Source organism: Shewanella fidelis ATCC BAA-318 (assembly GCF_000518605.1).
GTDB classification, from domain to species: Bacteria; Pseudomonadota; Gammaproteobacteria; order Enterobacterales; family Shewanellaceae; genus Shewanella; species Shewanella fidelis.
The window spans coordinates 403,486-428,194 of record NZ_JADX01000004.1 but is presented as its reverse complement, the minus strand read 5'-3'; the positions used below and the strand labels follow the sequence as shown (position 1 = coordinate 428,194).

Sequence of the window (24,709 nt, the reverse complement as noted above, 5' to 3'; positions counted from 1 at the left end):
TTACTAAACCCGATAATAGGCTATCTCTTGCTGCATAGATTCAGCAAGGCTAGCAAGTTCATGAGTCGATGCTTGAGTTTGCTCAGCTCCCGCTGCTGTTTGATCTGAAATATCACTGATATTAGTGATATTACGATTAATCTCTTCAGTCACTAAGCTTTGCTCTTCTGAAGCAGCAGCAATCTGCGTATTCAAGCCATTAATTTGCTCAATACTTGCCATTATTTGCAGTAAGGCGTCACCCGCTTGCTGTGACTTAGCGACACTTAACTTAGCTTGTTCAGTACCGCGCTGCATCATTAGCATTGAATCCTTAGCACCTTGCTGTAAACGTAAGATCATCTTCTGGATCTCTTCAGTCGAGTCCTGTGTGCGCTTAGCTAAGCTGCGAACTTCATCGGCAACAACTGCAAAACCTCGTCCCTGTTCACCCGCACGTGCAGCTTCAATAGCAGCGTTTAGTGCTAACAAGTTAGTCTGCTCCGAGATCCCTTGAATAACATCGACCACACTGCCAATTTCATCAGATGACTTTGATAATACCTGCATTGCCTCTGTCGCACCGTCCATTTCAACCGATAGCGTTTCAATTACAGCAATGCTCTCATTAACAACCACTTGGCCTTTATGAGCAATACCATTGGCCTCATTAGAACTATATGCGGCTGCTTCAGCGCTCTGAGCAACTTCTCTCACTGTCGAAGTGAATTGATGAATTGCCGCGGCGATTTGCTGAGTTTGTTGCTGCTGTTCAACAACATTACGCTGAGTCTGAGTTGACACAACTGAGTTTTCTTCAGCTGCACTCGCTAAACGCGCTGTAGACTCATGGGTGTTTTGCACTACATGCTGAAAGCGAGCTGCTATCTGATTGACATAATCGGCAATATGGGCAAATTCATCATCACCGCCAATTTCAATACGCTTGGTGAGATCGCCACTGGCAATACTAACTGCGGTAGTTTCTAGCTCAATCACAGACTTAGCCACACGTTTACGAATTAAGGTTAAGCTGACAGTGATCAACAGCATGCTAATACTAGAAAATAGCGCCACCAGAAGAATATAGATCTGCATATCGCTATTAAACTCGGTAAAAGTCTTTTCACCTTCCGCTATCTGTATCGCTAAAAAGCCTTGTGCTTCCGCTGTAATTTTATTGAATAACGGGTTAATTTCAGAAAGCAAAATTTGATTCGCTTGCTCATATTGCTGGCCCTGCAAAGCTGCAATTGCAGGATTAAAACCAACACTAATAACGCGATTTAACAGCTGATTAAGCTGATTCGCCTGTTTGAGTTCATCGGGCGCTAAATCGGCGCTCAAAATTTTCCCTTCGACAATATCTTGTAAAGCCGTTATCGATGCCTTTGCCTGATTGATATGCAAAGACAAGGGATGATTGTGCATTTCTGAAAACTGGCTAGTTGGATCATGTTGAAACGCCAGCAACAACTCGCTCCGAGCTGTCGCTAGCTCAGTTAATGTTTGACCTGCATTAATGCTTAGCTGCATGCCTTGGGCATGCAGCTGACCTATCGACTCCCCCGCGTCTCTCATCCCGGATATACCTTTGTAGCCAAGAAACACAAAAGACATAACAGTTAACACAACAATAAGTTTTAATTGAAAACGTACTGATTTAAAAGCAGAAATTGAACTCGATGTAACTTGAGTTGGCTGACGAACTTCTTCTCTATCTAACTGATTAATGATTACAGACATATAAACCCCTAACGTCGGGTGCCCTTTAAAAGTAGTGAAAGTCAATGGCGACTGGTCGCTCGCAGTAAGCAAACAAATTCAGGCCGATTGCAGCATAGAGAAATTGCTTCAACTTGGTACAAAATGATGAAATATAAGATTAAATTATTGACTTAGCTCACAGGCTTATAAAAAAAACGCCAAAAAACACCTAGCAATAGCGACAACTACAGCAAAAAGTCAACTTGATGACAGCGTCAATAAAATGACTTAATTATTGTTTTTTAAGGATATTATTAAGATTTAATTGCTTTAAAAATCAAAAGCACCCAGTATGTAAACAAATTGCATGGAGTGTTAAAAAAATGAAGCAATTAGTTTTATCCAGTTTTATCTTGTTAGGGCTATCTGCGTGTGGTGGCTCAGATGATTCAACCGCTAATGGTGATGAAGGTAATGTCGTCCCGCCAGTGATTCAAGCGCCTACAGTTGAGCTAGGCGATGACATTACCGCATGGAATGATAATCTAGTCTCAATAACTGCCGATGTGGCAACTTTTGCTACAGGCACGCCAACCTTTGAATGGCAACAGCTTTCAGGCCCTAAAGTAGTCTTATCCAATAGCAGCATAGATAACGTCACTATTGATGCAAGCGCATTAGAAGCCGCTGCCGAAATCTCACTCAGCTTAACGGTTACTGATAGCGCTAACCAAACCGCAACAGATAGCATAACCTTACAATTAAACGATAAAATTTCCACAGCATTAACAATCGGTGATGCAAGCCTTGTACAAGCGCTATCCCCAAAGATGGTAACGAGAGCGATTAAGCATATCGATCAATATCGTATTGATGGCGTTTCTCTATTAAAGCAAATCTACCAAGATGGCGTCGTGAAATACGATCAAGGTCGACACTCACAAATGATTGGCCTATCTAACGCAGAGCATGGCTACCCACAAAGTAAAGCTTATGCCATTGTGACAGGTAACAAAGGGCTGACCTTTGCAGCAACTAACGATATTGCAGGACAACGCAATGCAGCTTTCGGTACTGATATTATTTCAAGTATGCAGCAAGGTAATAACGCCGAATTTGAAGCCAGTTTTAAACGATTATTAGCTTGGATGATGGCAAAAGATGTCACTACACTTGCCGAAACTCATCAAGTCAGACTATTTCTGATGGCAGGCAATACAGTTAGTCGCATTAACAGTTGGATTAATGAAAACTATCCAAACTGGCAAGTCGAAACTTGTAGCGATGAAGCCAACTTAAGCAGTTGCTTGCGCGAAGCCCAACTTGTGATCAGCGGTTCCTCTGAACTATTTCCTATCGATACAGTAAAACCACTTATCGCTCAAATCCAGAGTGATAAACAGCCATTACTTTATGTACATCTACATAGTTGGAATAGTAAGCCTCTTACCCAAACAGTCATTAATCCTATGGGCTTTAGTATGCAAGAGCCCGGCGGACCGGGGAACTATTTTGCTCAAGATAAAGCCGATTGGTCGTCTGTCACAGACATGCTAAGTCATTTTGTCGCATTAGAAAAAGAGCGACTTTGGCTAGATCTGTTCGACTCTCAGCAAGTCGATTTCAATCTTGCTAACTGTGCAACACGTTGTGATGACCTATTTGATAGTACTTATCGCTCAGCGCTATCAAAAATACGACGTAATATTCAAAGCATTGAAAGCAATAGAATCGATATTTTTAACCACTCTGATTACACGCTATATAAATTACTAATCCTTTTAGGTGATAACTACCGCCAAGATATTCAATACCCTATGGATGTCGTCACTACCGACAATCTGCGCTATCTAAAAGCCTACTATGCCGACCATAGCGTATATAACTACCGTGATATCAATGCTGTACCAAAAGATCTCGGTAATTTTAGCCGAACGGACTTTAGCCATGTAACAGCAATAAACAAAGAGGTCAGTTTAATCAGCAAACAAGGGTTTAGATCAGCAGGCGTATATGCTTTACCCGGTCGAACGGTCAGCGTAACACGCAATGACAACAACCCAGTTCGTACTTGGATATTTATCAATACACTACGTTCAGGCTCAACCCATGAGTTCGCCGAAAACGGCTATAAACGCCCTAAACTACTGCAATCGACTCATATTGAAGTAAAAGCAGGTGAAACCATCAAGTTTACCAGTCCCTACGGTGGCCCAATGCAAATTAACTTCGATACCGGTGACTTAGCTACCGAATTTAGTTTTAGTCAGGTGGGACTGCACCCATATTGGCGTAAAGGCATGGATGGTAATCAATTCATGCAGGCTTTAACAGCTAACCAATACGACTGGGCAGAGCTTGCAACTGAGCATTTCGAGGTTCACTCTAAGATCGATAAGATGCAACAAACCATGGCTCATGAGCCACTTTGGAATACACCCGAAAAAATGGCCGATGCAATTATGACCCAAGTACATAATTACCCGCATTTGCTCGCCGGCTTTAAAGGACCATTTATTGATGAAGTCGCTGAGATCAGTGACTTTGCCAACAACAAAGGTTGGCAAATTGACAGCATTGATACTGTTAAACATATGAATGCCGACCAAGCAACATGCGGTGCAGGCTGTTCAGGCAATCCTTATGACGCAAGTTGGTCATTTAGCCCAACAGGCCACGGGGATATACATGAATTAGGCCATGGTCTTGAAAAGGGACGCTTGCGTTTTGATGGTCACGATGGTCATGCATCCACCAACCCCTATTCTTACTACACTAAATCGCGAGCCTATACCGAACTTGGAAAGCTTCCCTCATGCCAAGGACTAGATATAAAAGATGAATTTGAGATGTTACAGGCAAGTGTCAATCAAGCAGATCCCTTTGCCTATATGCAATCAGCACAATTAACAAGCTGGTCAAGTGGCATGGCCACTATGCTACAAATGATGATTGCATCGCAAAAGTATGGCGCACTCGAAAACGGTTGGCACCTGCTTGCTAGAGTTCACATATTACTACGCGAGTTTGAAAGAGCGAAAGCCAATGAAGAGACGTGGCAACAACAGCGAACAAAACTGGGCTTCGATCAGTTTAGCTTGGCATCTGCGCAAAATATCTCTAACAATGACTTCTTAATGATCGCCATGAGCTATGCAACTCAACTTGATTATCGCCAGATGTATCAGATGTGGGGGCTAGCTACAACTCAAGCGGCGAAAGAGCAAGTTGGCTCATTTGGATTTACCGCGCTGGCTAAACAAATCTATGTTTATGCACCTGGAGAGTACTGCAAAAGCTTAGATTTGCCTGCGGTGGCGATAGACGGGGTATCAGCTTGGCCACTGTAGACGAGTAAGTCATTCGTTGAGCATTATTAACCTAAATACTACATTTACAATCCTAGGAATATGGATTAAGTTTTATACTTAAGCAGCCACATATTAACTTGGGTCTTGAAATCACAAGTGTTTTTTAGCAAAAACTTGATGAATAAGACTACGATTTGTAATGAAAACTAAAAGGATATCAATTTATGGATACCAACAAGCTGTTACTCATCATCATCGCAATTTTATTACCGCCTGTGGCTGTTTTTCTCAAAAGCGGCGTAGGTAAAGACTTACTTATCAATATTATTTTGTGTCTGCTGTTTTTTATTCCAGGTTTACTGCATGCGCTGTGGGTAGTTACAAAGTAGGTAGAATCATTCATTAGCCCAACTCATGTTGGGCTTTTTTCATCTCTAAGGTTTGCTTTGTTCCAGCTGCTGCTTAACAAGCTCAATCATCGCTTTAGCCGCAAAAGACAAACTCTGCTGTTTACGCCAAAATAGTGATAACTCCCAACGCAGATCTTGACTGGCTAAAGGCACATTCACTACCGCATCGACTCGATAGCGCTCAGCAATAATTTGCGGCAAAACCATAATTCCGGTACCAGCTGCCACCAGTGCAATACCAAAGTCTGCATGACTCACCCGGGTGATTTCTGCTGGAACAAAACCCGCTTTATCACAGGCATCTAAAACCAATTCATACAGAGCATATTCCGGCTCAAACATCACCTGTGATAATCCACGCAAATCGGTTAATTGCAACTCTTCACAACATGAAAGCTCGTGAGTTTTCGGTACGACAACCACCATAGGATCATTACGGATCCTCAAGCCATCAAACTCACCGTCAAAAGCGATAATGCCTGTCGCTAACTCAATCTCATTTTTCTGTAATGCCAGTGTTTGCTCTATACCACCACGCACTAACAGTTGCATATCGATTTTTGGGTATAGCTGACGAAATTTAGCAATAACTGGAGCAAACAGTTCAGCACTACCTAGAGGTGCTAAACCCAGTTTTAAGCTACCGCCACTTAAGTTACGCAGCGCGTCAAGCTCATGCAACAGTGCCTGACGCCCGCTTAACAATTGCTGTGCATGGCGATATACAACCTCACCTGCTGCGGTGAGCTTTATCTGGGTGCCTCGCTTTCCTCGCTCCAGTAACACCATATCTAGCTCATCTTCTAGCATTCTTATTGCTTTAGAGAGTGCGGGTTGTGTCAAAAATGCCACGTGACTCGCCCTAGCAAAGCCACCAGCATCAACGACTTGAATAAAGTATTGCAGTGCTTTGAGATCCATTTAAATAACCATTTTTTATAGATACCATTCTTAATATTCATTTTTTCTATCGAATTAGCAAGCGTAAACTAAGCCAACTTAGCCCCCACACTGTTTTGGACATTCCCATGGCTTTGTTAGCCCAACTTAAACAGCTAAATATCAAACACGCTTGTATGCTTATTTTGCAAGTGAGCGCTTTTTGTGGATTTGCTTGGTTATGCCAAATCTTAGCAACTTACATTCACTCACCTATTCCTGGCAGCGTCATTGGCCTCGCACTGCTGCTAGCGCTGCTTTCACTGAAGCTAATACCTGAGCGCAGTGTTGAATTGGCAGCCACATGGCTAATCGGTGAGTTGCTGTTGTTTTTCATTCCGCCAGTTGTGGCAGTCATTAAGTATCAGGCTTTACTAGAACATTTTGGTGCAATATTAATTACTACCATGTTAGCAGCGAGTACATGCGTACTATTGGGCACAGCTTTTGCGGTAGATAAATTATTTAAATTTGAGCACAAAAAGCGTTTACAGCGTCAAACTGCAGAAGCACCTGAGCATTCGCTACAAACCATAAGAGCTACGGAAAAAGTGTTGAGCTTACCTACCCCGGCATCCAATTCAACGCAAAAAACTCCCAAGGAGCGCCAAGCAGCATGAACCATTCAGCCCTAGGTTTATTTTGTTTAGCCATCACATTAGCAGGTTATTTCGCAAGTAAAGCACTATACCGGCGGCAACGCAGAGTTTGGCTAGCCCCTATTATTGTTGCTCCCGTTGCGATATTAATCACTGTGGTAAGTCTGAAGATTGATATCAGTGATTACTTTAGCTATACCCACTATTTAGCAGCAATGTTAGCGCCAGCGACCATCGCATTTGCATTGCCAATTTATCGTGAGCGCAAACTAATTAAACAGTACCCATTAACACTCAGCCTAGGTGTCATCTGCGGTTTGCTGCTTGGCCTTGCTTCATCTTGGTTACTGACAAAGCTGACCAATCTGCCACCTGAGTTATCACACAGCCTGATGGTGCGCTCAGTCTCAACTCCGTTTGCTATTGAAGCAACAAGCTCATTTGGCGGTATACCAGAGCTCACCGCAATGTTGGTATTACTGACTGGAGTCATTGGCATGTTGATATGTGAGCCACTATTTAAAGTTGCACATATTCAAAGTTCGATTGCTAAAGGTGTTGCATTGGGAGCTTCAGCTCACGGTGCAGGTGCAGCTAAAGCAAATGAAATTGGCCGCCAAGAAGGGGTTATTGCCAGTCTAACGATGATTTTTACCGGTATTGCAATGGTACTCACTGCGCCAGTCTTTGCTATGTTAGTTAACTGATCTGACTACCGGTTAACTCACAACCTTTGCTGCCGATACTGTTAGCGATTGCATCACTAATAGTATCGACAGCGTTCAGGCTTAACACTCCTATTTCCTCTACTTTCCATTTGCTCCAGCTCCCCCTACCCATGCTAATAGACGAGTGAAATAACTTTCGTTTATTAACCTACACACAGATTACCCCATGTTTTGTTAGCCTATTGATATCTTCTGCCTTTGCCTAACAACTAATTAAGTACTCTTTTTGTCAGTTAAACGAATTAAAAGCTGCTTAAAGCTCACTAAAGTGAAAATTAACACTTTTGCGTTTAACAACAAATTAGGTAAAGTGTCTGCTGCAATTACAAGCTTGCAGCGTTTTGGTAAAGAGTTACACGTTCGACATACTCAAAACCAACACAATAAAAACATACAAAATAACTATAAATAATTACAAAAATTGAAGGAAAGTTATGAGTGATTCGAAAGATACTTATGCAGATAACGACCTGCGGGAAGTTAAACAGCTTGGTATGTGGGCCTCTATTGCCAGCTTAAGTTATATATTTTGGATAGTCGGTGGCATGGAGCTAGTAGAGCGAATCGCTTACTACGGCGTAAAAGCCAGTGCTGGCCTGTATGCAAAAGCCCCCACCTCTGAGGGTGGCTTAGGGATTAGTCTCAGTGATTACGGTGTCATTATCGCGATATGGGCATTTATGCAGACCTTTATTCCCGTTTTTACAGGCGGGATCTCAGACCGAGTCGGTTATAAAGAAACCATTTTTGCCTCTACCGTAATTAAAATTGCTGGCTACCTAGTCATGGCATTTTTCCCAAGCTTTTATGGCTTCCTCATCGGTGCAATCTTGCTCGCCGGTGGTACCGGGATCTTTAAGCCGGGCATTCAAGGCACCTTAGTTTTATCAACAGGTAGACAAAATACTTCTATGGCTTGGGGTATTTTCTATCAAGTGGTAAACATTGGTGGTTTCTTAGGCCCGCTGGTTGCTGTACATATGCGCCAGCTTTCTTGGGACAACGTATTCTATGCGTGTGCCGCGATTATCTCGCTTAACTTCCTATTCTTACTTGCCTATAAAGAGCCGGGCAAAGAAGAGCGCATGGAGCGTAATCGTAAAATAAAATCAGGTGAAATACATCAAGAAGCACTTTGGAAAGACGCTTGGCATGAACTAAAAAAGCCTGTCGTTATTTACTACATGCTTGTATTTGCAGGTTTCTGGTTCCTATTCAACTCACTATTTGATGTGTTACCCATTCATATTGCTGAATGGGTCGATACTAGCGTTATAGTTACCTCATTATTTGGCCCAGAAGGAACCTCGAACGGCATATTGCAGTTCTGGCTTGGACTGGATAATACCGGTACTAAAGTGATGCCTGAAGGTATGCTTAACTTAAATGCAGGTATGATTATGACGACCTGTTTCTTAGTGGCAGCATTAACGGCTAAGTACCGCATCACCACAGCCATGTTAGGTGGTTGTCTATTAAGTATTATCGCTTTCGTCGTGATTGGTGCAACCAACGCTGCATGGATGATCGTCCTTGCGATTGCAATGTTCTCTTTTGGTGAGATGATGATCAGCCCGAAGAAGAATGAGTTTATGGGCAATATTGCTCCTGAAGGCAAAAAAGCCATGTATCTTGGCTTTGTTATGTTACCGCAGGGGATCGGCTGGACCTTAGAAGGTTACTTTGGTCCTAAACTATATGAAATGTATGCCTCTAAAGAAGTCTTCTCATTAGAATTACTTGCGGAGCGCGGCATGAGTGCAAGTGACATTAGCGCCATTCCACAAGGTGAAGCCTTTACAACATTAGTGGCTTATACCGGTGAGCCAGCAAAAGAGTTAACCACATTACTGTATAACACGCACAATATCGGTATGGCTTGGTACATTATTGCTGCTATCGGTACTATTTCAGCAGTGGGGATCTACCTTTACGGAAAGTGGCTACTCAAGCTACAACAGCGTTAATTGCGATGTAACGCCAAACCGTAGATATAAAAAAGCTGACCTAAGGTCAGCTTTTTTAACGCTTTAAACTATGCATTATCGGAGATAATAATTGGTGGATAGCTTAAGCGGCTTGTTTGTCAGCTTCTGGCTCGTACGCAGCAACAGCAACTGGACCGATAGGTAAAATAACACGGCCAAACTCAGCGTTTAACACTTGAGCCATTGCAAAATAAATTGCACTTAGACCACAGAAAATACCTTCGTAACCGGCGATAGTGCCAATCAACTCACTACCAGTGAAATCGCGAGCAGCAAGTAGGAAGAACAAAATAGTTAATGATGCAAACACAACTTGTTTAGCACGTGGGTAACGTAGTGAACCAACAAATAATGCAGCAGTAAACATGCCCCATAATAGTAAGTACCAACCCATGAATGTTGCAGGGCTAGCCGCAAAACCCATTTTCGGCATAACGATTAAACCAACTAGGGTTAACCAAAATAGACCGTAAGATGTAAATGCTGTGGTACCGAACGTATCGCCGCGCTTAAAGCACATGATACCCACGATAACCTGAGCAAGACCGCCGTAGAAAATTCCCATTGCTAAAATCATTGAGTCAATTGGGAAAAAGCCTGCGTTATGGATGTTTAATAGTACGGTAGTCATACCGAAGCCCATTAGGCCAAGTGGAGCAGGATTAGCGAGTTGTGTAGACATTAAGTTCCCCTACAGGAAGTATTCACTAACAAATGCGCCTTCTAAAAAGCCGCATTATTAAATTGAGTTAATTTGAGCGCGCGCATTCTAGTTGAAGCCATTATCCTGAGCAAATATCTCCAATAACTTATCTATCGTAGCGACACACTCACAGTTTAAAAACAAATCAATATAAATCATACACTTAGCTCGTTACCTGCAAATAAACAACTAGCGATAAACACAACAGCGATCAATACCTCATAATTTACATAAATGAGACATTGATCATCGCAATGGCTTGTTCGCACTTTAGTAATTAATGAATTTGCTGAACCACAGATGTCGAAAAATTGCACCAGCTCACAAAGTTGAACAATAGCTAGCAACCAATATAAAAATTTTATCTGTATAGGAAATATACATAGACAGAAGCCTTTTGGCCCAATCAGGCCTGCTAAAAGCGAGTTTAAAGGCTGCATTTGAGAAGCGGATATCAGGAGTTGAAATTTACTTGCTTAAAGTTAGCTAATAAAAAACCGAGTAACTTGTTGTAACTCGGTTACGCCATAATAATTGTTATAGGAGGAAACCACTAAATAGAAAATACCAACAAAGTACGGCTAGTTAGTCAGAGTCGGCAACCTTAAGCATTAAGTACTTCATCTACTGTTAACTCGCGACTCTCTCCAGGCAATAACTTTTCATCCAAAGTGATCGCGCCAACCGAAAGCCGGTGCAACCCAACAACCGGATTACGAAAGCGACCAAACATGCGTTTTATTTGATGGTAGCGCCCTTCCATAAGTGTGACTAACGCAGTGTATTCATCCACTATCTCAAGCTTGGCCGGTAATGTGGTAATGTCTTCATACTCAAAGTACATACCATTGGCAAATGCAGCAATATAGGAGTCATCAATTGGGTTTTGTAAGCTAACCCGATACAACTTACCCACCTTGTGCTCAGGTGACATTAGCTTTTTAGACCAGCGACCATCATTGGTTAACAAAAGCAGTCCTGATGTATTGAGATCTAAGCGACCCACAATATGTAGACTATGCTTGTCTGCTCGATCTAACAGATCGATAACCGTCTTGTGTTTATCATCAATAGTAGCACTGACCACTCCCACAGGTTTATATAACATCACATAGCAGGCTTTATTCGCCTGTAGCACTTTATCTTCGAATGTTACATGGGAAAACTCATCAATGATCTGGTCAATATCGCGGGCGATAACACCATCAACCTTGACTAATCCTTTAGCTAAAAGTGTTCGTACATTTTTTTTACTTACGCCAGTGTTAGCGCTAATAAACCTGTCTATACGTGAACGTTTCGATTGCATAAATACGCTACTTTATCCTGCTATTGGTACTATTTTATAAGCGCAGCGACGTGCACCTTCAATAATATGTTCTTCTCGAGTGATGTTCGCCTCTGCAGTAAATAGACTCTGGAAAAGTTGTAATTCCGAACGGCAAAAGTTCAGACAAGATGTGGCCGCTGCGCAAATTGGACAATGATTTTCTAGCAGAAAGTACAGCTCTTGATGTTGCTCAATCGTTGCCATATAGCCTTCTTCTGTGCGTAATTTTGCTAGTATATTCAGCTTAGCTTGTAAACCGTCAACATTAGCAAGTGCTTGGCTATACAGAGTATATGTGGCTTGTTCGCGATGCGTAATCAGCTGCTCTAGTGCACCATCACCAAAAATAGTTTTTACTGAGTCAATGAGTTGTACTGTTAGCTCTTCATGCCTATCAGAAAAATGACTATTACTTTGCGGTGTTAATGCCCAATAACGCGTGGGACGGCCGCGCGTTGCTTTTCGGTCTTCATATACTAGATCACGGCTTTCCTCTAGGCTTTGCAGGTGCTGCCTTACTGCCATTGTTGTCAGACCCAATTCTGTAGCAATCACTTTAGCTGTGAGCGCGCCACGGGTTTTCAGCATCTGTAAAATCTTATCACTCGTCTTCATCGACACCTCTTTTGAACAGCTCTTTCCTTATGTCACTCACAAGCAAAGCTATAGGACTGATGCCATTATTACTCAAAAAAACATTAAGTAAACTTTTTTCTTTACTTTAATTTGTAAAGATATTACTTTACTTAAAACTTAAATAAACAAAAAGGTTTACATAAATGGGATTAGTCATTGTTAGTGCCAGCCAAAGAAGCCCTTCGCAAAGTGCCAAAGTCGCCCGCTATATTGCCGAGCAGCCTGCTACCTTTACGCAAGTTAGTCACATTGAATTGAATCAGTTCCAGCTGCCCTTTTGGGATGGTGAAGCAAGCACTAAAGTGGACAACGGTAGCCAATGGCCGCTAATCGCTCAACAAATAAAACGTGCCGATGCTTTAGTGCTAATCACTCCAGAGTGGGGCGGTATGGCCTCGCCGCTTATGAAGAATTTTCTATTAATGGCCGATAGCCAAGATACTGCCCATAAACCAGCACTATTAGTCGCGGTGGTGAGTGGAATAAGCGGCGCTTACCCGATTGCAGAATTAAGAATGAATGCACTCAAAAATAATAAATTAGTCGCTACACCCGATCATTTAATTATTCGTAATGTTGAGGAGGTGCTAAACAAACAAGAGCCAAGTTCTGAACGTGATTTACATTTACGCGAGCGTATCGACTACAGTTTGCATATGCTTGCCCAGTACAGCACGGCACTAGAAACGGTACGATTTAACCATCAAAACAAACCTTATCCTAAGCAGCAAGAGTACAGTTACGGCATGTAAGACATCACACTATTTAGCATAAATCATAAAAGGAATTCACCATGATCCACTTAGAACACTTAAACCTAGTCGTAAGGAACATCCCTAAAGCACTGACCTTTTATCAAGCAATATTCCCACATTGGCAAGTACGCGGTGGCGGCGAGTCAACATGGTATGGCGTTGAACGTAATTGGGTACATTTTGGCGATGATTATCAATATTTAACTTTCAATGATGATGGCAATGCCGACAATCGTGATTTAAGCGGACACCAAGTTGGTTTAGCTCACTTTGCTTATGCTACCGATGATTTAGATGGTGTTATTAGCCGTTTACAAGCTGCAGGTTATGAAATCGCAAAACCGGGGATGGACGACCCATATAGACGTAATGTGTATTTCATTGACCCTGATGGTTATGAGGTCGAATTTGTTGAGTACTTAACCGACATTCCTGCTTTACGAAATCGCTATGACCAATAAGTACGGCTAAAAAGAACAAGCCCGGGTTAGAGAAGATTAGCTTTAACTAGCGACTTCAGGGTAATAAACAATGAGCCTGATCAACTCATTATTACGCTATATCTAGCTTTTCCGGCGCAAGAAATACCATTAAGCTAACCAAATAGCGATTGCAAATAAAAGCAGATAAAAACCTAAGCCAAACAAAAAAGGAAGATCGGTAGATTTTGCTTTGCGTCGAGAGTGGGACAAAACTGTTGCAGGCGCCAGTGGATAGTTAACTTTTCCCCAAGTCGTGAGATAAAGCACAACCGCCCCTGTGGCATACAAAACATAACAAAGCACATAATCCCACAGGATAGTAAACAGTAACTCCGCAGCAAATATAAGCATATTGCTTTCCTTAGCAAATGATTTCAAACCGGCGCGACTACCCCGCCATTTTATATAAAAACAGTATAAAACCTGCAAAACATAGCGCACCGACCACAACCATAATCGTTAGGGTTTTAGAGCGAGCCATAGACTGCAATAGTGCCACTTCAGTATGCATAGCAAACAAATCAGTTAGACCACTAGTAGCGCTATTCATTGTCGTGTTTTTTGCTTTTGGTTTAGGCTCCTGTTTAGGTGCAACTTGCTTATCTTTAGTATTCATATCAGCTCCAATCCGTAGAGCTACTAGACTACGCGCGTCAACGGTTAATAAAAAGTTAAAACTTATTAACATTAAATACCGTTATATAGTGTGAATTTTTTTGAATTGGACAAAAACTAAAAAGTGTCAAAGCCATGAAATCAACAGCTTGAAAAGTCGTAGATTGAAAAATGCTTACAAGGGATATTTTAAGCGTGAATTGATATTAGTAAGTGCAGGTATTTGCTGGACTGTCGACTAAAGTTGATCCAATGCAAAGCAATAAATGGACGACTTTAATGATTGCTTACCACAATACTTTAACCCTTATCGATAACTACTCGGCTGCGCAGGAAGCACTAAACAAAGCGCTGCAACTCGCGAGAAAAACTAAAGCTAAAGCTAAAGTGACGGCCTTAAAAATAAACAGGCCCAACAATAATCTATTAAGCAGACTTGGGTTAATCCCTGAGAACGCCCTTGATCCTATGTTGTTTGTCAAAAAGTTGATTAACCAATATCAACGTCAAGGAGTGGAGATCGAGGTAAAACAGATCAACAACGTCAAAGATCATATTGCATTGATAGATGAAAGCACTCGCCGCCACTACGACTTAATTATTATCAATAACCAACACCATTCGTTACTTAAAGAGATCATGCCTAGCCGAGAATCACATTTGCTGCGAGACAGCGCTTTGCCAATCATGATAGTCGGTAACAAACATTGGCAACCCCGCGGTCATATTCTTACTGCACTGGAAACAACAGAATCAAACTTTGAGCATAATCAACTCAATCAATCTCTACTCGACGATAGTCAGCAACTTAGTCGATTATTGAATAGCGATATTCACTTAGTTAATTGTTATCAGTTAGAAAACTGGAGCATGGCTGTCACCGCCGATAGCCACCACCGCTCAGATGAGGAACAAAAACAGCAACATTGGCAACGACTGTTAGACAAGGCTAAGCACTATCAACTTAAGCGGGAGCATCTTCATTTAGAGCAAGGCTTGCCAGACCATGTTATTCCTAATGTGGCCCATAAATGCAATGCCAACCTATTAGTGATTGGTGCAGGTGAACATCACGGGCTTATCAGCGAATTAAAAGGCCACACCTCTGCAGTAATTATCGATCAACTCAAGTGCGATATATTAGCGATAAAACCTCAATTACACTGAAAGCTAACTATTCGTCTCGCTCAGATAGGTTTTGCGCGACGATCTCTGAGTCTTTATGGGCCCAAAAATCGACTCTGAAACGCGTCTCTTGAGTCAAGAACTCCACTTTATGCCAGTACTGAGGCGGTGAGACTGCGACTTCACCAGCCTTAATAATCAGCTCTTGTTCAACCTCACCACGTCTGTCAGTAAAACCATAAAACTTAAGTTCGCCATTCAATACATGGATTTGGCCAAAGACACCAGCCTTAGTATTGTGCAGGTGCAAAAACATCTTAGGTACGCTATTAATCTCAAATACTGAGGTTGATTTATAATTAACATAATCAACTGGGATACTAGCCATAGGTTCACCTTTCCATTTATAAAATCTAATTAATGCAATTTAAGTTCAAGTTAAGCGACTATCAGCAAACTAACCACTATAATCTGCCACAATATGCCAAACCGTGCAGTTAAAGCCGCAGCAATAATGAGCAACAATGAACCAAGAATATAGTTACACCACTCAATACACCTTAGACAAAAGCCACTTTAGCGAATGCTTTGATGAGTCAGCTGTTGTCGACAACTCAATTAAAGCTTATCGAAAAGCAATTATCTTCGCTGTTGTGGGCACCGCGTTAATGCTAACCAACATTAACGGTTATGCATCATGGTTTTTAATCGCGTTAAGTGCGCTAGAAGCATTAAGCGTAAAATTTAGAAAGCCTTGGTGGTTGATGCGCCAAATGATAAGTAAAGCAGCCAACAATGAGGTGACTTTAACGATTAATGAGTCTGGAATTAGTAATGACTCATTTTACGTACAAGGCACCATTTTATGGAACGACATCACCGAGTTTACAGAGACCAAACAGGGATTTTTATTAAAACAAGCTAAAGGCGTTAGTTATCTTTCTAAGCGCAGTCTCGATGAAACCGCCATACAATTTGTTAAAGATAAAGCCGCGAGCAAAGCACTTAACTAAGTTCAGTCTTTAACGTTCGCCATTAGAAATGCGTCAATATATTCACCATCACGGAAAGCATATTCACGCATTTCCCCTTCAATAACAAAGCCATGCTTTTTATACAAACTAATGGCTAAATGGTTATCTGTATAGACTTCTAATTCGATACGTCTAACCGCTAACCAATTTTGCGCATGTGACACCATGGCGCTAAGCAGGGCCGACGCAATACCAATTGCACGAAAATCTTCATGCACCGCCATGCCGATATTAGCCACATGCTTGCGCCTTGGGTTAGTGAAGACCTCCATACCAATTTGGCCAACCACCTCACCAGCCCTAATGGCCACTAAACTGTAAACATTTTCAGGTAGCTCAACTAAACGCTTTTGCCATAACTGCAGTGATGGGAAAGGTTGCTGCAATGTTTCTCGATAGCAACTTGGCTGACTGTAAAGCCGCCAAATACCTTCGATATCACTCTCAATGCTGTGACGGATCTCTATATCTAGCAATTTAGTTTCGCCTGCAACAGTATGAATAGTATCGAGTTCCATTGACATCTCCCCGCTATAGCACTTGTGTATTATTGATAATGCTTTTACAAAATAACTGTTATATCAACAAGTAACAACTAGTCGTTAGTAAGAAACTTTAGCGCAAACTGAATTAACCAGGCTTGCAATGGTTATTTTTCAATCTGTATCAGTTTGCAACAAATAGATTATCTCGCATGCCGCTTTTCAGTAATAAATGATACTCTATGAATTCATTTGTTAATTTTGTAATCATGAGTCAATGTTTTAGATGCCTTATTTATTAGCATTACTGCTCACAGCTAGCCTATTTTCAACATCATCTTTAGCTAGCACGCCTACAAGCTGTGATAACAATACCGACTGTATTGAAGTTGGTCGTTGGGATATTGGCATAGCCTTAGGTTATGGTAATAAGACTAACCCACTGAAAGATTTTGAAGACATTCCTTTATATGCCGTTCCAACTCTAGCCTATTACGGCGATAACTGGTTTTTTGACAATGGCAATATTGGCTACACTATCACAGAAGGTGAAAACTACACCGTTAACCTAATTACCACTTTTAGCAATGACAGCGCTTTTTTCCACCGCTGGGACCCTTCAAATATATTCTTACTGAGCGGCGACACTAACCATAATGCAGTTACGCCGTTAGCTAGCACTATGACAGGTAGGACCGCTAAAGATCCTAAAGCTATTGGTGAGTTAGAAAATCGAAACTTTACATATCTTGGCGGAGTAGAGGCTTTTATTTACACACGGTTTGGTATAGTGCATGCAACCGTTGCACATGATATTTTAGATGTCCATGGTGGCACGGAATCTAAGCTAAAGTGGTTTTACAATCTTCCGCTAAACAAATGGAATTTTGAAATCGCAGCAGTTTTAGACTGGAAAAGTGAAGAGGTCGTTGATTACTATTATGGCGTTAGAGCTAATGAAAGCCTCTACTGGAACCAAGCATATCAGGCGGAGTCAGCGGTGAATAAAAGCATCGAGTTTACAGGACAGTATGTATTAACTGAGCACTGGAATTTACTCTTCGTTGCCCGCTATACCGATATCGCTAATGAAATAGCTGACAGCCCTCTGTTAGATAAAGATTATACCAGTACCTATTTTGTTAGTGCTGCTTATAGGTTCTAGTCAGCGTGCTTTCAACGACTAAAAAACTCTTACTGTGTTTTTTTGCTGGCTCATTATTGAGTCAAAGCGTATTAGCAAAAACCAGCGATGAGGAATTAACCCCTTTACTTAAACTTTCACCGGAGATCTGCATCACTTCTGCAGACGAGAGGTCCTGTGATATTGAAGTCACTCTCGAGTGGCAAACATTAACAAATAGAACAATTTGCATAATATCCGACTACAAAGACTTAAAACAATGGTGCAGTACTTCACCAGATATTCACGATTTAACCGTCAATATTAGTGCAGAACGTGATATTCAGTTTGTGATGATAGACAAAGATACCCACGAGACCATTGCAGGTGTAAAATTAAAAGTAACACCAGCTTCTCCGCCTCAGGTTAGGCGTCGATACCGAAATCCATGGAGTTTATTCTAATGACCAACTCGCAATCTACGCACAGAGTACTTTTAGTCGAAGATGATATTCGTTTGGCCAATTTGATCGTCGATTTCTTAAAATCCCATGGCATGCATGTCGAAGTCGAACGCCGAGGCGACACAGTGCTAACCCGTCTTATCAATTACAAGCCAGATATTATTTTACTCGATATTATGCTGCCAGGCATGGATGGTTTAACGCTATGTGAGAAATTGCCTGACTATTTTGCCGGCCCAATTTTACTTATGAGCGCACTAGGCTCAAATGAAGATCAAATCAAAGGGCTTGAACTAGGCGCCGATGATTATGTTGTTAAGCCTGTTGATCCAGCTCTGTTAGTGGCGCGGATCAACAACCTATTGCGTCGACAAGCTAAACCAGATCAAGTCGAGTCACACTGCTTAAGTTTTGGTAAGCTAAGTATCGATCCTCACACACAAGCGATTCGGCTTGGTGACACCGAGGTAGACTTAACCAGTCACGAATTTGAATTATTATGGTTACTTGCCTCACAAGCAGGGCAAGTCATGAGCCGTCAATATATCTATCAATATCTACTTAATATTGATTTTGATGGCAAAGACCGAAAAATTGATGTGCGTATTTCACGCCTGAGAAAGAAACTCGGCGATAACATTGAAACACCATTTAGAATTAAAACCGTATGGGGCCAAGGTTACTTATTTGCACCAGAAGCATGGAACAACTAACGCCACAACAATACTAAGATGAAACGTCTTTTTATTAGCCTATATTTTTTGCTTAGCCTAGGAGTTTTAGGCATTGGCTGGGCACTTGATAATTTATGGCAAAGCAATGTCGATGATAAAGGTGCACATGATGCACCTTTAATTGCTTTAGCGCAGGTACTATCAGCCGTCCCAGTCGCGCAGCGTCAAGCTATGCTTGATAGTATTGAGTCAAACCCAAAATTTCCGTTAACCTTGCTCGATGCCGAACAAGTTGCCTTTTCTAGTGAGCAGCTTATCCAAGCAGATAAGATCATTGCTACCCCTTATGATCTCAACCATGAACTGCACTTTGTCGCAGTCGGTGAACAGGTACTAATGGCAGGGCCTATTGAGCTTGATCCTCGTGCTAGCCTGAGAAACCTTTACAATATCTTCTTCTACCTGTTACTTGGGTTTATCGTATTAATTTGGGTGTGGCCACTGTCTAAAGATCTTAAGATTCTTGGACGAGCAACTAAAGAGTTTGGTCAAGCCAAATGGAATACGCGTATTAAGCTGGCAAAGAGCTCGCAAGTATTACCTTTAGCTGACACATTCAATGATATGGCCGCGCATATTAGCGCCCTAATAGAGAATCAAAAACACCTCTCTAATGCGGTATCACATGAGATCAGAACACCACTGGCTCGACTAAAATTTGCCTTAGCATTACTACCGCAGTATTGCCAACCTGACTCAGACTTAACTAGCCGCCAACGTTTCTTAGACGATATGCAACTCGATATCAAAGAGATGGAAAACCTGCTGCAAGAACTACTCACCTACGCAAGTTTAGAAACCCAGCGCGAATCACTCACTTTTGAGCGCTGCGATTTAACCAGTTTGGTATCACAGACAATTAGACGGCTGCAGACCTACAATCCCACACCAATAATACTAAACGCGCCTGATGAGGCGATATTTGTGTCTGCCGAACCCTCATTGGTAGAGCGAGCATTGCAAAACTTGATCACAAATGCGCAGCGTTTTTCAACGGATGATATTCAAGTAAAAATTGCCCAGTCTAACCAAGCAATAACCGTATCGGTTACTGATCATGGCGAAGGTATTTTGGCTGAAGATCAAACTAAGATATTTGAACCCTTTTACCGCAGTGCTAGCAGCAAAAATGGCAATAAGGGCCACGGATTAGGGCTAGCCATTATAAAACGCATTATGGAAAGACATCACGGGGAGGTCACCTTAGAAAGCCGCCCTGGATTTACCTGCTTTACCCTAGTTTGGCCAATTCGCCAGCAAAAAGATTAATCGTCAATAATCCAAACAAGTTTACCGGCTTCAACGACCAATCAGTCAGTGGTTTCGCTATCAAAATCAAGATTAGCATTAACCTTGGCTCTTTCATCAAGGATCTGCGCCTTTTTGGCTTTAAGATAGGCAAGCTGACGCCTTCGCTTACGCTGTTTACATAAACGAATCACATTATTTTTTTGCGCATCGCTAAACTCAAGCCAATTAAAACGTTCGTCGCGATTACGCAAACATCCCTTACAATAACCTCTTGCATCGCTTTGACACACTCCAATGCAGGGACTGGGGATCTCAAAAAACTCTAACTGCTCCATGAGTTAAACATATACCATCTTGGCCATAAAAGGCTAAAATAAATACAGTCTTTATACTAATTGGTATTACTTGCTTTACTAGCCATGCCTCCCACAACTGAGAACTCGCTATGAAAAAATGCCAGCATAACTTATTGATTACCCTAATCTCGCTAACATTAATCTTGTTAAGCGCCTGTAGCTCAACACCTAAACATGACTACGATCTCAATTATGATTTCAGCAAGTTAACCAGCTTCTCTCAGATAGTACCGCCTGCAAATAACGATCCTCTAAGCGCGAATAGAATTCAGCTTGCGATTGAAACAGCACTAAGCAAACAAGGTTTTATTAAACAAGAAACTAATCCAGATTTTCATGTGACTTATGGTTTTAAGGTGGAAGATAAGCCTAAAGACTCCGGCTTTTCAATTGGTCTAGGTACTGGCTCTTGGGGCAGTTCAGGTGGCGCAAGTATAGGTACCAGCGTCGATGTGCCTGTTGGAAGTGACACGGCTAAAATTCAAACCATTCAAATTGATATTATTGACCCAAAAACTAACAAGCTTATTTGGCGGGGTTCAGACAAGTTTACATTTGATGAAGGCGGAAATGCCAAAGCCGAAGAAACCAATGAGACCGTCGCTAAGATATTAGCTCAATTTCCGCCGCAAAAGCCTGATTAAGCGCATAATAAATACGCTTATTGTGTTTTAGTAACTCACAGAGGTAATAACGGAGAATCGCGTTTATTCGACGTAGCTAATTATCAGTTTTATTTATCTCGTTATTAATGAGCACTAACTGTACGCTCTTTAGCCCAGAGTCTTAATGAGTGCAATTGTTCACGCATCACCACAGACAGTGGCTGAGTTTTCAAAATCTCTTGATGTAACACAGCTTGGTTCACTTCAAGCTGTGACGCTCTAGCGGTATATACAGCGGAAATCACCGCTTGCTCGATTTCAGCTCCCGAAAAGCCTTGAGTCACGTTAGCAAGCTGGGGAAGATCAAACTTGCTTAACTCAAGCTGACGCTTAGTAATGTGGATCTTAAAAATGATTTGACGGATCTTTGCGTCAGGTAAATCAACAAAGAAAATTTCATCCATTCGCCCTTTACGCATTAACTCTGGCGGTAGTGCACTGATGTCATTAGCTGTCGCGACCAAAAAAACATCTGAAGTTCGCTCAGCCATCCAAGTTAACAGCGTGCCAAGAATACGCTTGGATGTGCCATCGTCACTACTACCACTACTCAAGCCTTTTTCTATTTCATCAACCCACAACACGCAAGGCGCCATTAAGTCCGCCAGCTCTAATGCTTTAGCTAAATTTTTCTCCGTTTCACCAATATATTTATTATATAACGCCGCCATATCCAGTTTAAGCAGCGGGCGCTGCCACATCCCCGCTACCGCTTTGGCCGCTAGACTTTTTCCGCTTCCTTGAACACCAAGTAAAAGTGCCCCTTTCGGTCTATCTAATTCAACTTTCGCAGCCGAAGTTGGGGCTCTATGACTTAACCAACGCTTAAGATTTTGCAATCCTGCGACTTGCGAGAAATCACTGGTGTCATACTCAAACTGCAATACACCTTTTAGATCCAGTAACTCAAACTTTGCTCGATTGATGGTATCAATGTCTGAATGAGTGATTGCACCATCGTCCACAATTGCTTTGTGAGCTAATCGGCGGGCATCATCAAATGTAACCCCACGCAGGTTATCAGCAAGCTTGGCCACCGCAGTGTCATCCACGTTGAGCATTATGCCCTCACTACGGACCTTATCGACTTGTTCATAAATCAGGTTTAATAGCTGAGTACGACTAGGTAAAGATAACCTGAAGTGAGCGCAATAATGTTTAATTTCAGCGGGAATAGTAAACTCATGACTCACTAATACTATTGTGTGTTTTATTGACTCATACTCAAGAGCGATCTCTTTTAGCAAACGGACATTCTTCGGTGCACCTTCCACAAAAGGGTGAAAATCGCAAAGCACATAGATCCCCTGCTCTTGCGTGGATTTTATTTGCCTAAGAATGTCACTCGGTTCTGCATTAAACTTTTGCCGTCCAAGACCGCTATCTACTCGCATTAAGCCTTCTGTCACGCTCCAGCTAAATAACGGCTGAAACAAAATATTAGATACTTTTTTAAGTAACTCTATGACTCGGTACTCTTCGTAAGTTTCGATAACCACAATTGGGGTATTTGAGCGCAATACCGCGGTGAGATCTTGAATATCTTGCATGTTTCGTCCTTAAACAGCTGAACAAGTTACTAATGAGGCAAAAGGGGGCTTGCGCCCCCTTTATATCAAGAGTCATAAGCTCATGCCTTATTTAGCTTATAACTCCTTATTCACCAAAATACCTTAGTGGAATAAGTAGTTGAGCCAGCCCTGCATTCTCAATAACACTTTACGCATTATTGATACATGAGCAAAATGCTCGGTATAGATAGCTGCATGACCAGAAACACCGGCAGGAAAGCGGGTGCGCACTTCATGATCTTCAAGTTTAATAAGCACCAAAGCGCGGCCGCGAGTCATTAACCGATTACCAGAAATCAACGCTCCTGAAGATTGGATCTCACCTTCAGCCATAGCAGGTAACACTTTAGCTACCTTACCTTTAAACACTTGTCCTGGCGCGCCGTCTAAAATAACCTCAGCTTCATCCCCTTCTTTTAAACGTAAGAGTGAGTTTTGCCAAAATGCACCAACAAATGCCCGCTCTTCGTCAGGAATAAAGCTAAGTAACGGTCTAAGTGGCATAGGCACGGCAACGATACCCGGTCGTAAAGCCATCTGTGTCACCATCCCGTCGGCTGGTGCTCTAACCACAGTTTGTTCAAGGTCGAACTCGGCTTTTTCAAGTTCACCTTGGATCCCCGCCACTTTGGTATTAACGCCATCAACATTAGATTGATAAGCCAAGCGCACCCTTAACTCTTCCGCACTTGCCGCTGTTAATTGTGCTTCTGAAGCTAAATAAAGCTGACGTTTATTATCGAGTTCCAGCTCAGTAAACGGTGAGTTCGCGCCACCACGTTTACGTCCCTTTTCATAACGGTCAAATGCTGACTTAGTTCTATCTCTATCTGCTTGGGCTCGAGTTACAGCCGCTTTGGCGGTTTCCCACGCAGCTTCTAGTTGCGGCACTTCTAGCTCTGCCGCCACTAACGCTGCACGCTTTTGTTTAACAATAGCTTGAAATGGTGTTGGGTCGATTCTAAATAAAACATCACCCTTTTTTATCGGTGTGTTTGGTTCGACTTCTACTGTTGTCACCACCCCTCTCACTGCTGGGTTAATAGGTGTGGTGACAAAATACTCTTTGGCAAATGGTGTGTAAGGATGGTTGTAGTTCATCAATAAAATCAACGCACCTACAATAAAAACGCCACCTAAAATCGCCGTTGGTACCGTCCATTTTGTCAGTGGGATTTTAAATATCTTAAAGATAGCAATACATACTGCGGTATAGGTAAGTACTAACAATAAATCCATATTACACCTCTACCTTATCAGCTTGATTACCTGTGGACGGCTTACCAACTATGTCAGCCGCAACATTTTCGACAGAGTTAGCCGCTTCCATTGCTGCCAATTTCTTTTCTAGATTTCTCACTGACTCAGTTAAACCTTTTACCTCACTTTCAAGTAGTTGCTCTTTTTCAACAACCTCCTGAAAACCCCAGCCCCTATCTTCACGATAAAGCGTTGCCCAAATCCATAAAAATGGCCAAATAGCATGAAGAGTAAATAAACTAACCCACCCGGCAATATGTAAAGCATCTTGCTGTGGATGATTACGTTTTTTGGCTATTTCATAGGGGATATCATGGATCGCTATCACGCCATAAAAAATAAAAATAGCCACGAAAAAAATGATGCCTAATGCAAAATAATCTAGAAACACTGCGCTCTCCCTTTTTAATCAGATCTTGGCGATAGCCCCTAAAACACACCATTATCATTTTGGCAACATTT

The 24,709-nt window shown here is 41.9% G+C and carries 27 protein-coding genes; 14 read left to right on the top strand and 13 right to left on the bottom strand.

Annotated features, from left to right (window positions below):
• Positions 1 to 3 precede the first annotated feature (3 nt).
• Positions 4 to 1,725: a methyl-accepting chemotaxis protein gene (locus L884_RS0101850; RefSeq protein WP_028765891.1), complete on the bottom strand. Its 1,722-nt coding sequence runs from the start codon at positions 1,723 to 1,725 to the stop codon at positions 4 to 6.
• Positions 1,726 to 2,069: 344 nt separating this feature from the next.
• Here L884_RS0101850 and L884_RS0101845 point away from each other — a divergent pair, with 344 nt between their 5' ends.
• Together L884_RS0101845 and L884_RS22745 are read left to right on the top strand one after the other, a co-directional pair.
• Entirely contained in the window at positions 2,070 to 5,036 is a 2,967-nt protein-coding gene (locus L884_RS0101845) for an ImpA family metalloprotease (protein WP_028765890.1), read from the top strand.
• Positions 5,037 to 5,221: 185 nt separating this feature from the next.
• Positions 5,222 to 5,386, top strand: a complete 165-nt coding sequence (locus tag L884_RS22745; RefSeq protein ID WP_012144718.1) for a YqaE/Pmp3 family membrane protein — start codon at positions 5,222 to 5,224, stop codon at positions 5,384 to 5,386.
• A 45-nt stretch (positions 5,387 to 5,431) separates the two neighbouring features.
• Here L884_RS22745 and L884_RS0101835 read toward each other — a convergent pair whose 3' ends face one another.
• Complete coding sequence (locus L884_RS0101835) at positions 5,432 to 6,328, bottom strand: LysR substrate-binding domain-containing protein (protein WP_028765889.1); 897 nt, start codon at positions 6,326 to 6,328, stop codon at positions 5,432 to 5,434.
• Between the two features lie 107 nt (positions 6,329 to 6,435).
• Here L884_RS0101835 and L884_RS21555 point away from each other — a divergent pair, with 107 nt between their 5' ends.
• The 3 genes from L884_RS21555 to L884_RS0101810 all read left to right on the top strand — a co-directional run bounded on the left by L884_RS21555 (position 6,436) and on the right by L884_RS0101810 (position 9,640).
• Positions 6,436 to 6,966: a CidA/LrgA family protein gene (locus tag L884_RS21555; RefSeq protein WP_084221372.1), complete on the top strand. Its 531-nt coding sequence runs from the start codon at positions 6,436 to 6,438 to the stop codon at positions 6,964 to 6,966.
• On the top strand, positions 6,963 to 7,652 hold the full coding sequence (locus tag L884_RS0101825; RefSeq protein WP_028765888.1) for an LrgB family protein: 690 nt from the start codon (positions 6,963 to 6,965) through the stop codon (positions 7,650 to 7,652). The genes L884_RS21555 and L884_RS0101825 overlap by 4 nt, the downstream gene beginning before the upstream one ends.
• Before the next feature lie 455 nt (positions 7,653 to 8,107).
• On the top strand, positions 8,108 to 9,640 hold the full coding sequence (locus L884_RS0101810) for an MFS transporter (RefSeq protein ID WP_028765886.1): 1,533 nt from the start codon (positions 8,108 to 8,110) through the stop codon (positions 9,638 to 9,640).
• 103 nt (positions 9,641 to 9,743) lie between these two features.
• On the opposite strand, the gene L884_RS0101805 is transcribed toward L884_RS0101810, so the two are convergent.
• From L884_RS0101805 to L884_RS0101790, 3 genes are all read right to left on the bottom strand, one after another.
• Entirely contained in the window at positions 9,744 to 10,343 is a 600-nt protein-coding gene (locus L884_RS0101805) for an acetate uptake transporter (protein ID WP_028765885.1), read from the bottom strand.
• 625 nt (positions 10,344 to 10,968) lie between these two features.
• Positions 10,969 to 11,673: a pseudouridine synthase gene (locus L884_RS0101795; RefSeq protein ID WP_028765883.1), complete on the bottom strand. Its 705-nt coding sequence runs from the start codon at positions 11,671 to 11,673 to the stop codon at positions 10,969 to 10,971.
• Between the two features lie 12 nt (positions 11,674 to 11,685).
• The gene (locus L884_RS0101790) at positions 11,686 to 12,309 is read right to left on the bottom strand and encodes a helix-turn-helix transcriptional regulator (protein WP_028765882.1); all 624 of its coding nucleotides are present in this window, start codon (positions 12,307 to 12,309) and stop codon (positions 11,686 to 11,688) included.
• Between the two features lie 164 nt (positions 12,310 to 12,473).
• Between L884_RS0101790 and L884_RS0101785 the strand changes: the two genes are divergently transcribed.
• A complete protein-coding gene (locus tag L884_RS0101785) occupies positions 12,474 to 13,082 on the top strand; it encodes an NAD(P)H-dependent oxidoreductase (protein WP_028765881.1) in 609 nt (202 codons plus the stop codon).
• 41 nt (positions 13,083 to 13,123) lie between these two features.
• Positions 13,124 to 13,546, top strand: a complete 423-nt coding sequence (locus L884_RS0101780) for a VOC family protein (protein ID WP_028765880.1) — start codon at positions 13,124 to 13,126, stop codon at positions 13,544 to 13,546.
• Between the two features lie 129 nt (positions 13,547 to 13,675).
• Here the strand turns inward: L884_RS0101780 and L884_RS0101775 are convergent, their stop codons facing one another.
• The gene (locus L884_RS0101775) at positions 13,676 to 13,918 is read right to left on the bottom strand and encodes a hypothetical protein (RefSeq protein WP_028765879.1); all 243 of its coding nucleotides are present in this window, start codon (positions 13,916 to 13,918) and stop codon (positions 13,676 to 13,678) included.
• Positions 13,919 to 13,955: 37 nt separating this feature from the next.
• Positions 13,956 to 14,183 (bottom strand): hypothetical protein, encoded by a 228-nt coding sequence (locus L884_RS21550; protein WP_156925634.1) that lies wholly within the window; start codon positions 14,181 to 14,183, stop codon positions 13,956 to 13,958.
• A 251-nt stretch (positions 14,184 to 14,434) separates the two neighbouring features.
• Here L884_RS21550 and L884_RS0101765 point away from each other — a divergent pair, with 251 nt between their 5' ends.
• Positions 14,435 to 15,349 (top strand): universal stress protein, encoded by a 915-nt coding sequence (locus L884_RS0101765; RefSeq protein WP_245603043.1) that lies wholly within the window; start codon positions 14,435 to 14,437, stop codon positions 15,347 to 15,349.
• A gap of 7 nt (positions 15,350 to 15,356) precedes the next feature.
• Here L884_RS0101765 and L884_RS0101760 read toward each other — a convergent pair whose 3' ends face one another.
• The gene (locus L884_RS0101760; RefSeq protein WP_028765877.1) at positions 15,357 to 15,695 is read right to left on the bottom strand and encodes a TehB family protein; all 339 of its coding nucleotides are present in this window, start codon (positions 15,693 to 15,695) and stop codon (positions 15,357 to 15,359) included.
• A gap of 136 nt (positions 15,696 to 15,831) precedes the next feature.
• On the opposite strand from L884_RS0101760, the gene L884_RS0101755 reads away from it, so the two are divergent.
• Positions 15,832 to 16,320 carry a YcxB family protein gene (locus L884_RS0101755; RefSeq protein WP_028765876.1) on the top strand — a complete coding sequence of 163 codons (489 nt, stop codon included), beginning with the start codon at positions 15,832 to 15,834 and terminating at the stop codon, positions 16,318 to 16,320.
• Between the two features lie 2 nt (positions 16,321 to 16,322).
• On the opposite strand, the gene L884_RS0101750 is transcribed toward L884_RS0101755, so the two are convergent.
• Complete coding sequence (locus L884_RS0101750; RefSeq protein ID WP_051435491.1) at positions 16,323 to 16,859, bottom strand: GNAT family N-acetyltransferase; 537 nt, start codon at positions 16,857 to 16,859, stop codon at positions 16,323 to 16,325.
• Positions 16,860 to 17,109: 250 nt separating this feature from the next.
• Between L884_RS0101750 and L884_RS0101745 the strand changes: the two genes are divergently transcribed.
• Genes L884_RS0101745 through L884_RS0101735 form a run of 4 tightly spaced genes read left to right on the top strand, consistent with a single transcriptional unit; the run spans position 17,110 to position 20,413 of the window.
• Positions 17,110 to 17,988 (top strand): MipA/OmpV family protein, encoded by an 879-nt coding sequence (locus L884_RS0101745; RefSeq protein ID WP_028765874.1) that lies wholly within the window; start codon positions 17,110 to 17,112, stop codon positions 17,986 to 17,988.
• Between the two features lie 56 nt (positions 17,989 to 18,044).
• The gene (locus L884_RS22740; RefSeq protein ID WP_084221380.1) at positions 18,045 to 18,410 is read left to right on the top strand and encodes a DUF3019 domain-containing protein; all 366 of its coding nucleotides are present in this window, start codon (positions 18,045 to 18,047) and stop codon (positions 18,408 to 18,410) included.
• Positions 18,410 to 19,123: a response regulator gene (locus L884_RS0101740; protein WP_028765873.1), complete on the top strand. Its 714-nt coding sequence runs from the start codon at positions 18,410 to 18,412 to the stop codon at positions 19,121 to 19,123. The genes L884_RS22740 and L884_RS0101740 overlap by 1 nt, the downstream gene beginning before the upstream one ends.
• 18 nt (positions 19,124 to 19,141) lie before the next feature.
• Positions 19,142 to 20,413, top strand: a complete 1,272-nt coding sequence (locus tag L884_RS0101735) for a sensor histidine kinase (RefSeq protein WP_028765872.1) — start codon at positions 19,142 to 19,144, stop codon at positions 20,411 to 20,413.
• Positions 20,414 to 20,454: 41 nt separating this feature from the next.
• Here the strand turns inward: L884_RS0101735 and L884_RS0101730 are convergent, their stop codons facing one another.
• A complete protein-coding gene (locus L884_RS0101730; protein WP_028765871.1) occupies positions 20,455 to 20,730 on the bottom strand; it encodes a DUF1289 domain-containing protein in 276 nt (91 codons plus the stop codon).
• 110 nt (positions 20,731 to 20,840) lie between these two features.
• On the opposite strand from L884_RS0101730, the gene L884_RS0101725 reads away from it, so the two are divergent.
• Positions 20,841 to 21,395, top strand: a complete 555-nt coding sequence (locus L884_RS0101725) for a DUF4136 domain-containing protein (RefSeq protein ID WP_037410150.1) — start codon at positions 20,841 to 20,843, stop codon at positions 21,393 to 21,395.
• 104 nt (positions 21,396 to 21,499) lie between these two features.
• On the opposite strand, the gene L884_RS0101720 is transcribed toward L884_RS0101725, so the two are convergent.
• From L884_RS0101720 to L884_RS0101710, 3 genes are all read right to left on the bottom strand, one after another.
• Complete coding sequence (locus tag L884_RS0101720; protein ID WP_028765869.1) at positions 21,500 to 22,966, bottom strand: AAA family ATPase; 1,467 nt, start codon at positions 22,964 to 22,966, stop codon at positions 21,500 to 21,502.
• A gap of 123 nt (positions 22,967 to 23,089) precedes the next feature.
• Positions 23,090 to 24,226: an HlyD family secretion protein gene (locus L884_RS0101715; RefSeq protein WP_028765868.1), complete on the bottom strand. Its 1,137-nt coding sequence runs from the start codon at positions 24,224 to 24,226 to the stop codon at positions 23,090 to 23,092.
• Between the two features lies 1 nt (position 24,227).
• Positions 24,228 to 24,638 (bottom strand): DUF3302 domain-containing protein, encoded by a 411-nt coding sequence (locus tag L884_RS0101710; RefSeq protein ID WP_028765867.1) that lies wholly within the window; start codon positions 24,636 to 24,638, stop codon positions 24,228 to 24,230.
• Between the last annotated feature and the right edge of the window lie 71 nt (positions 24,639 to 24,709).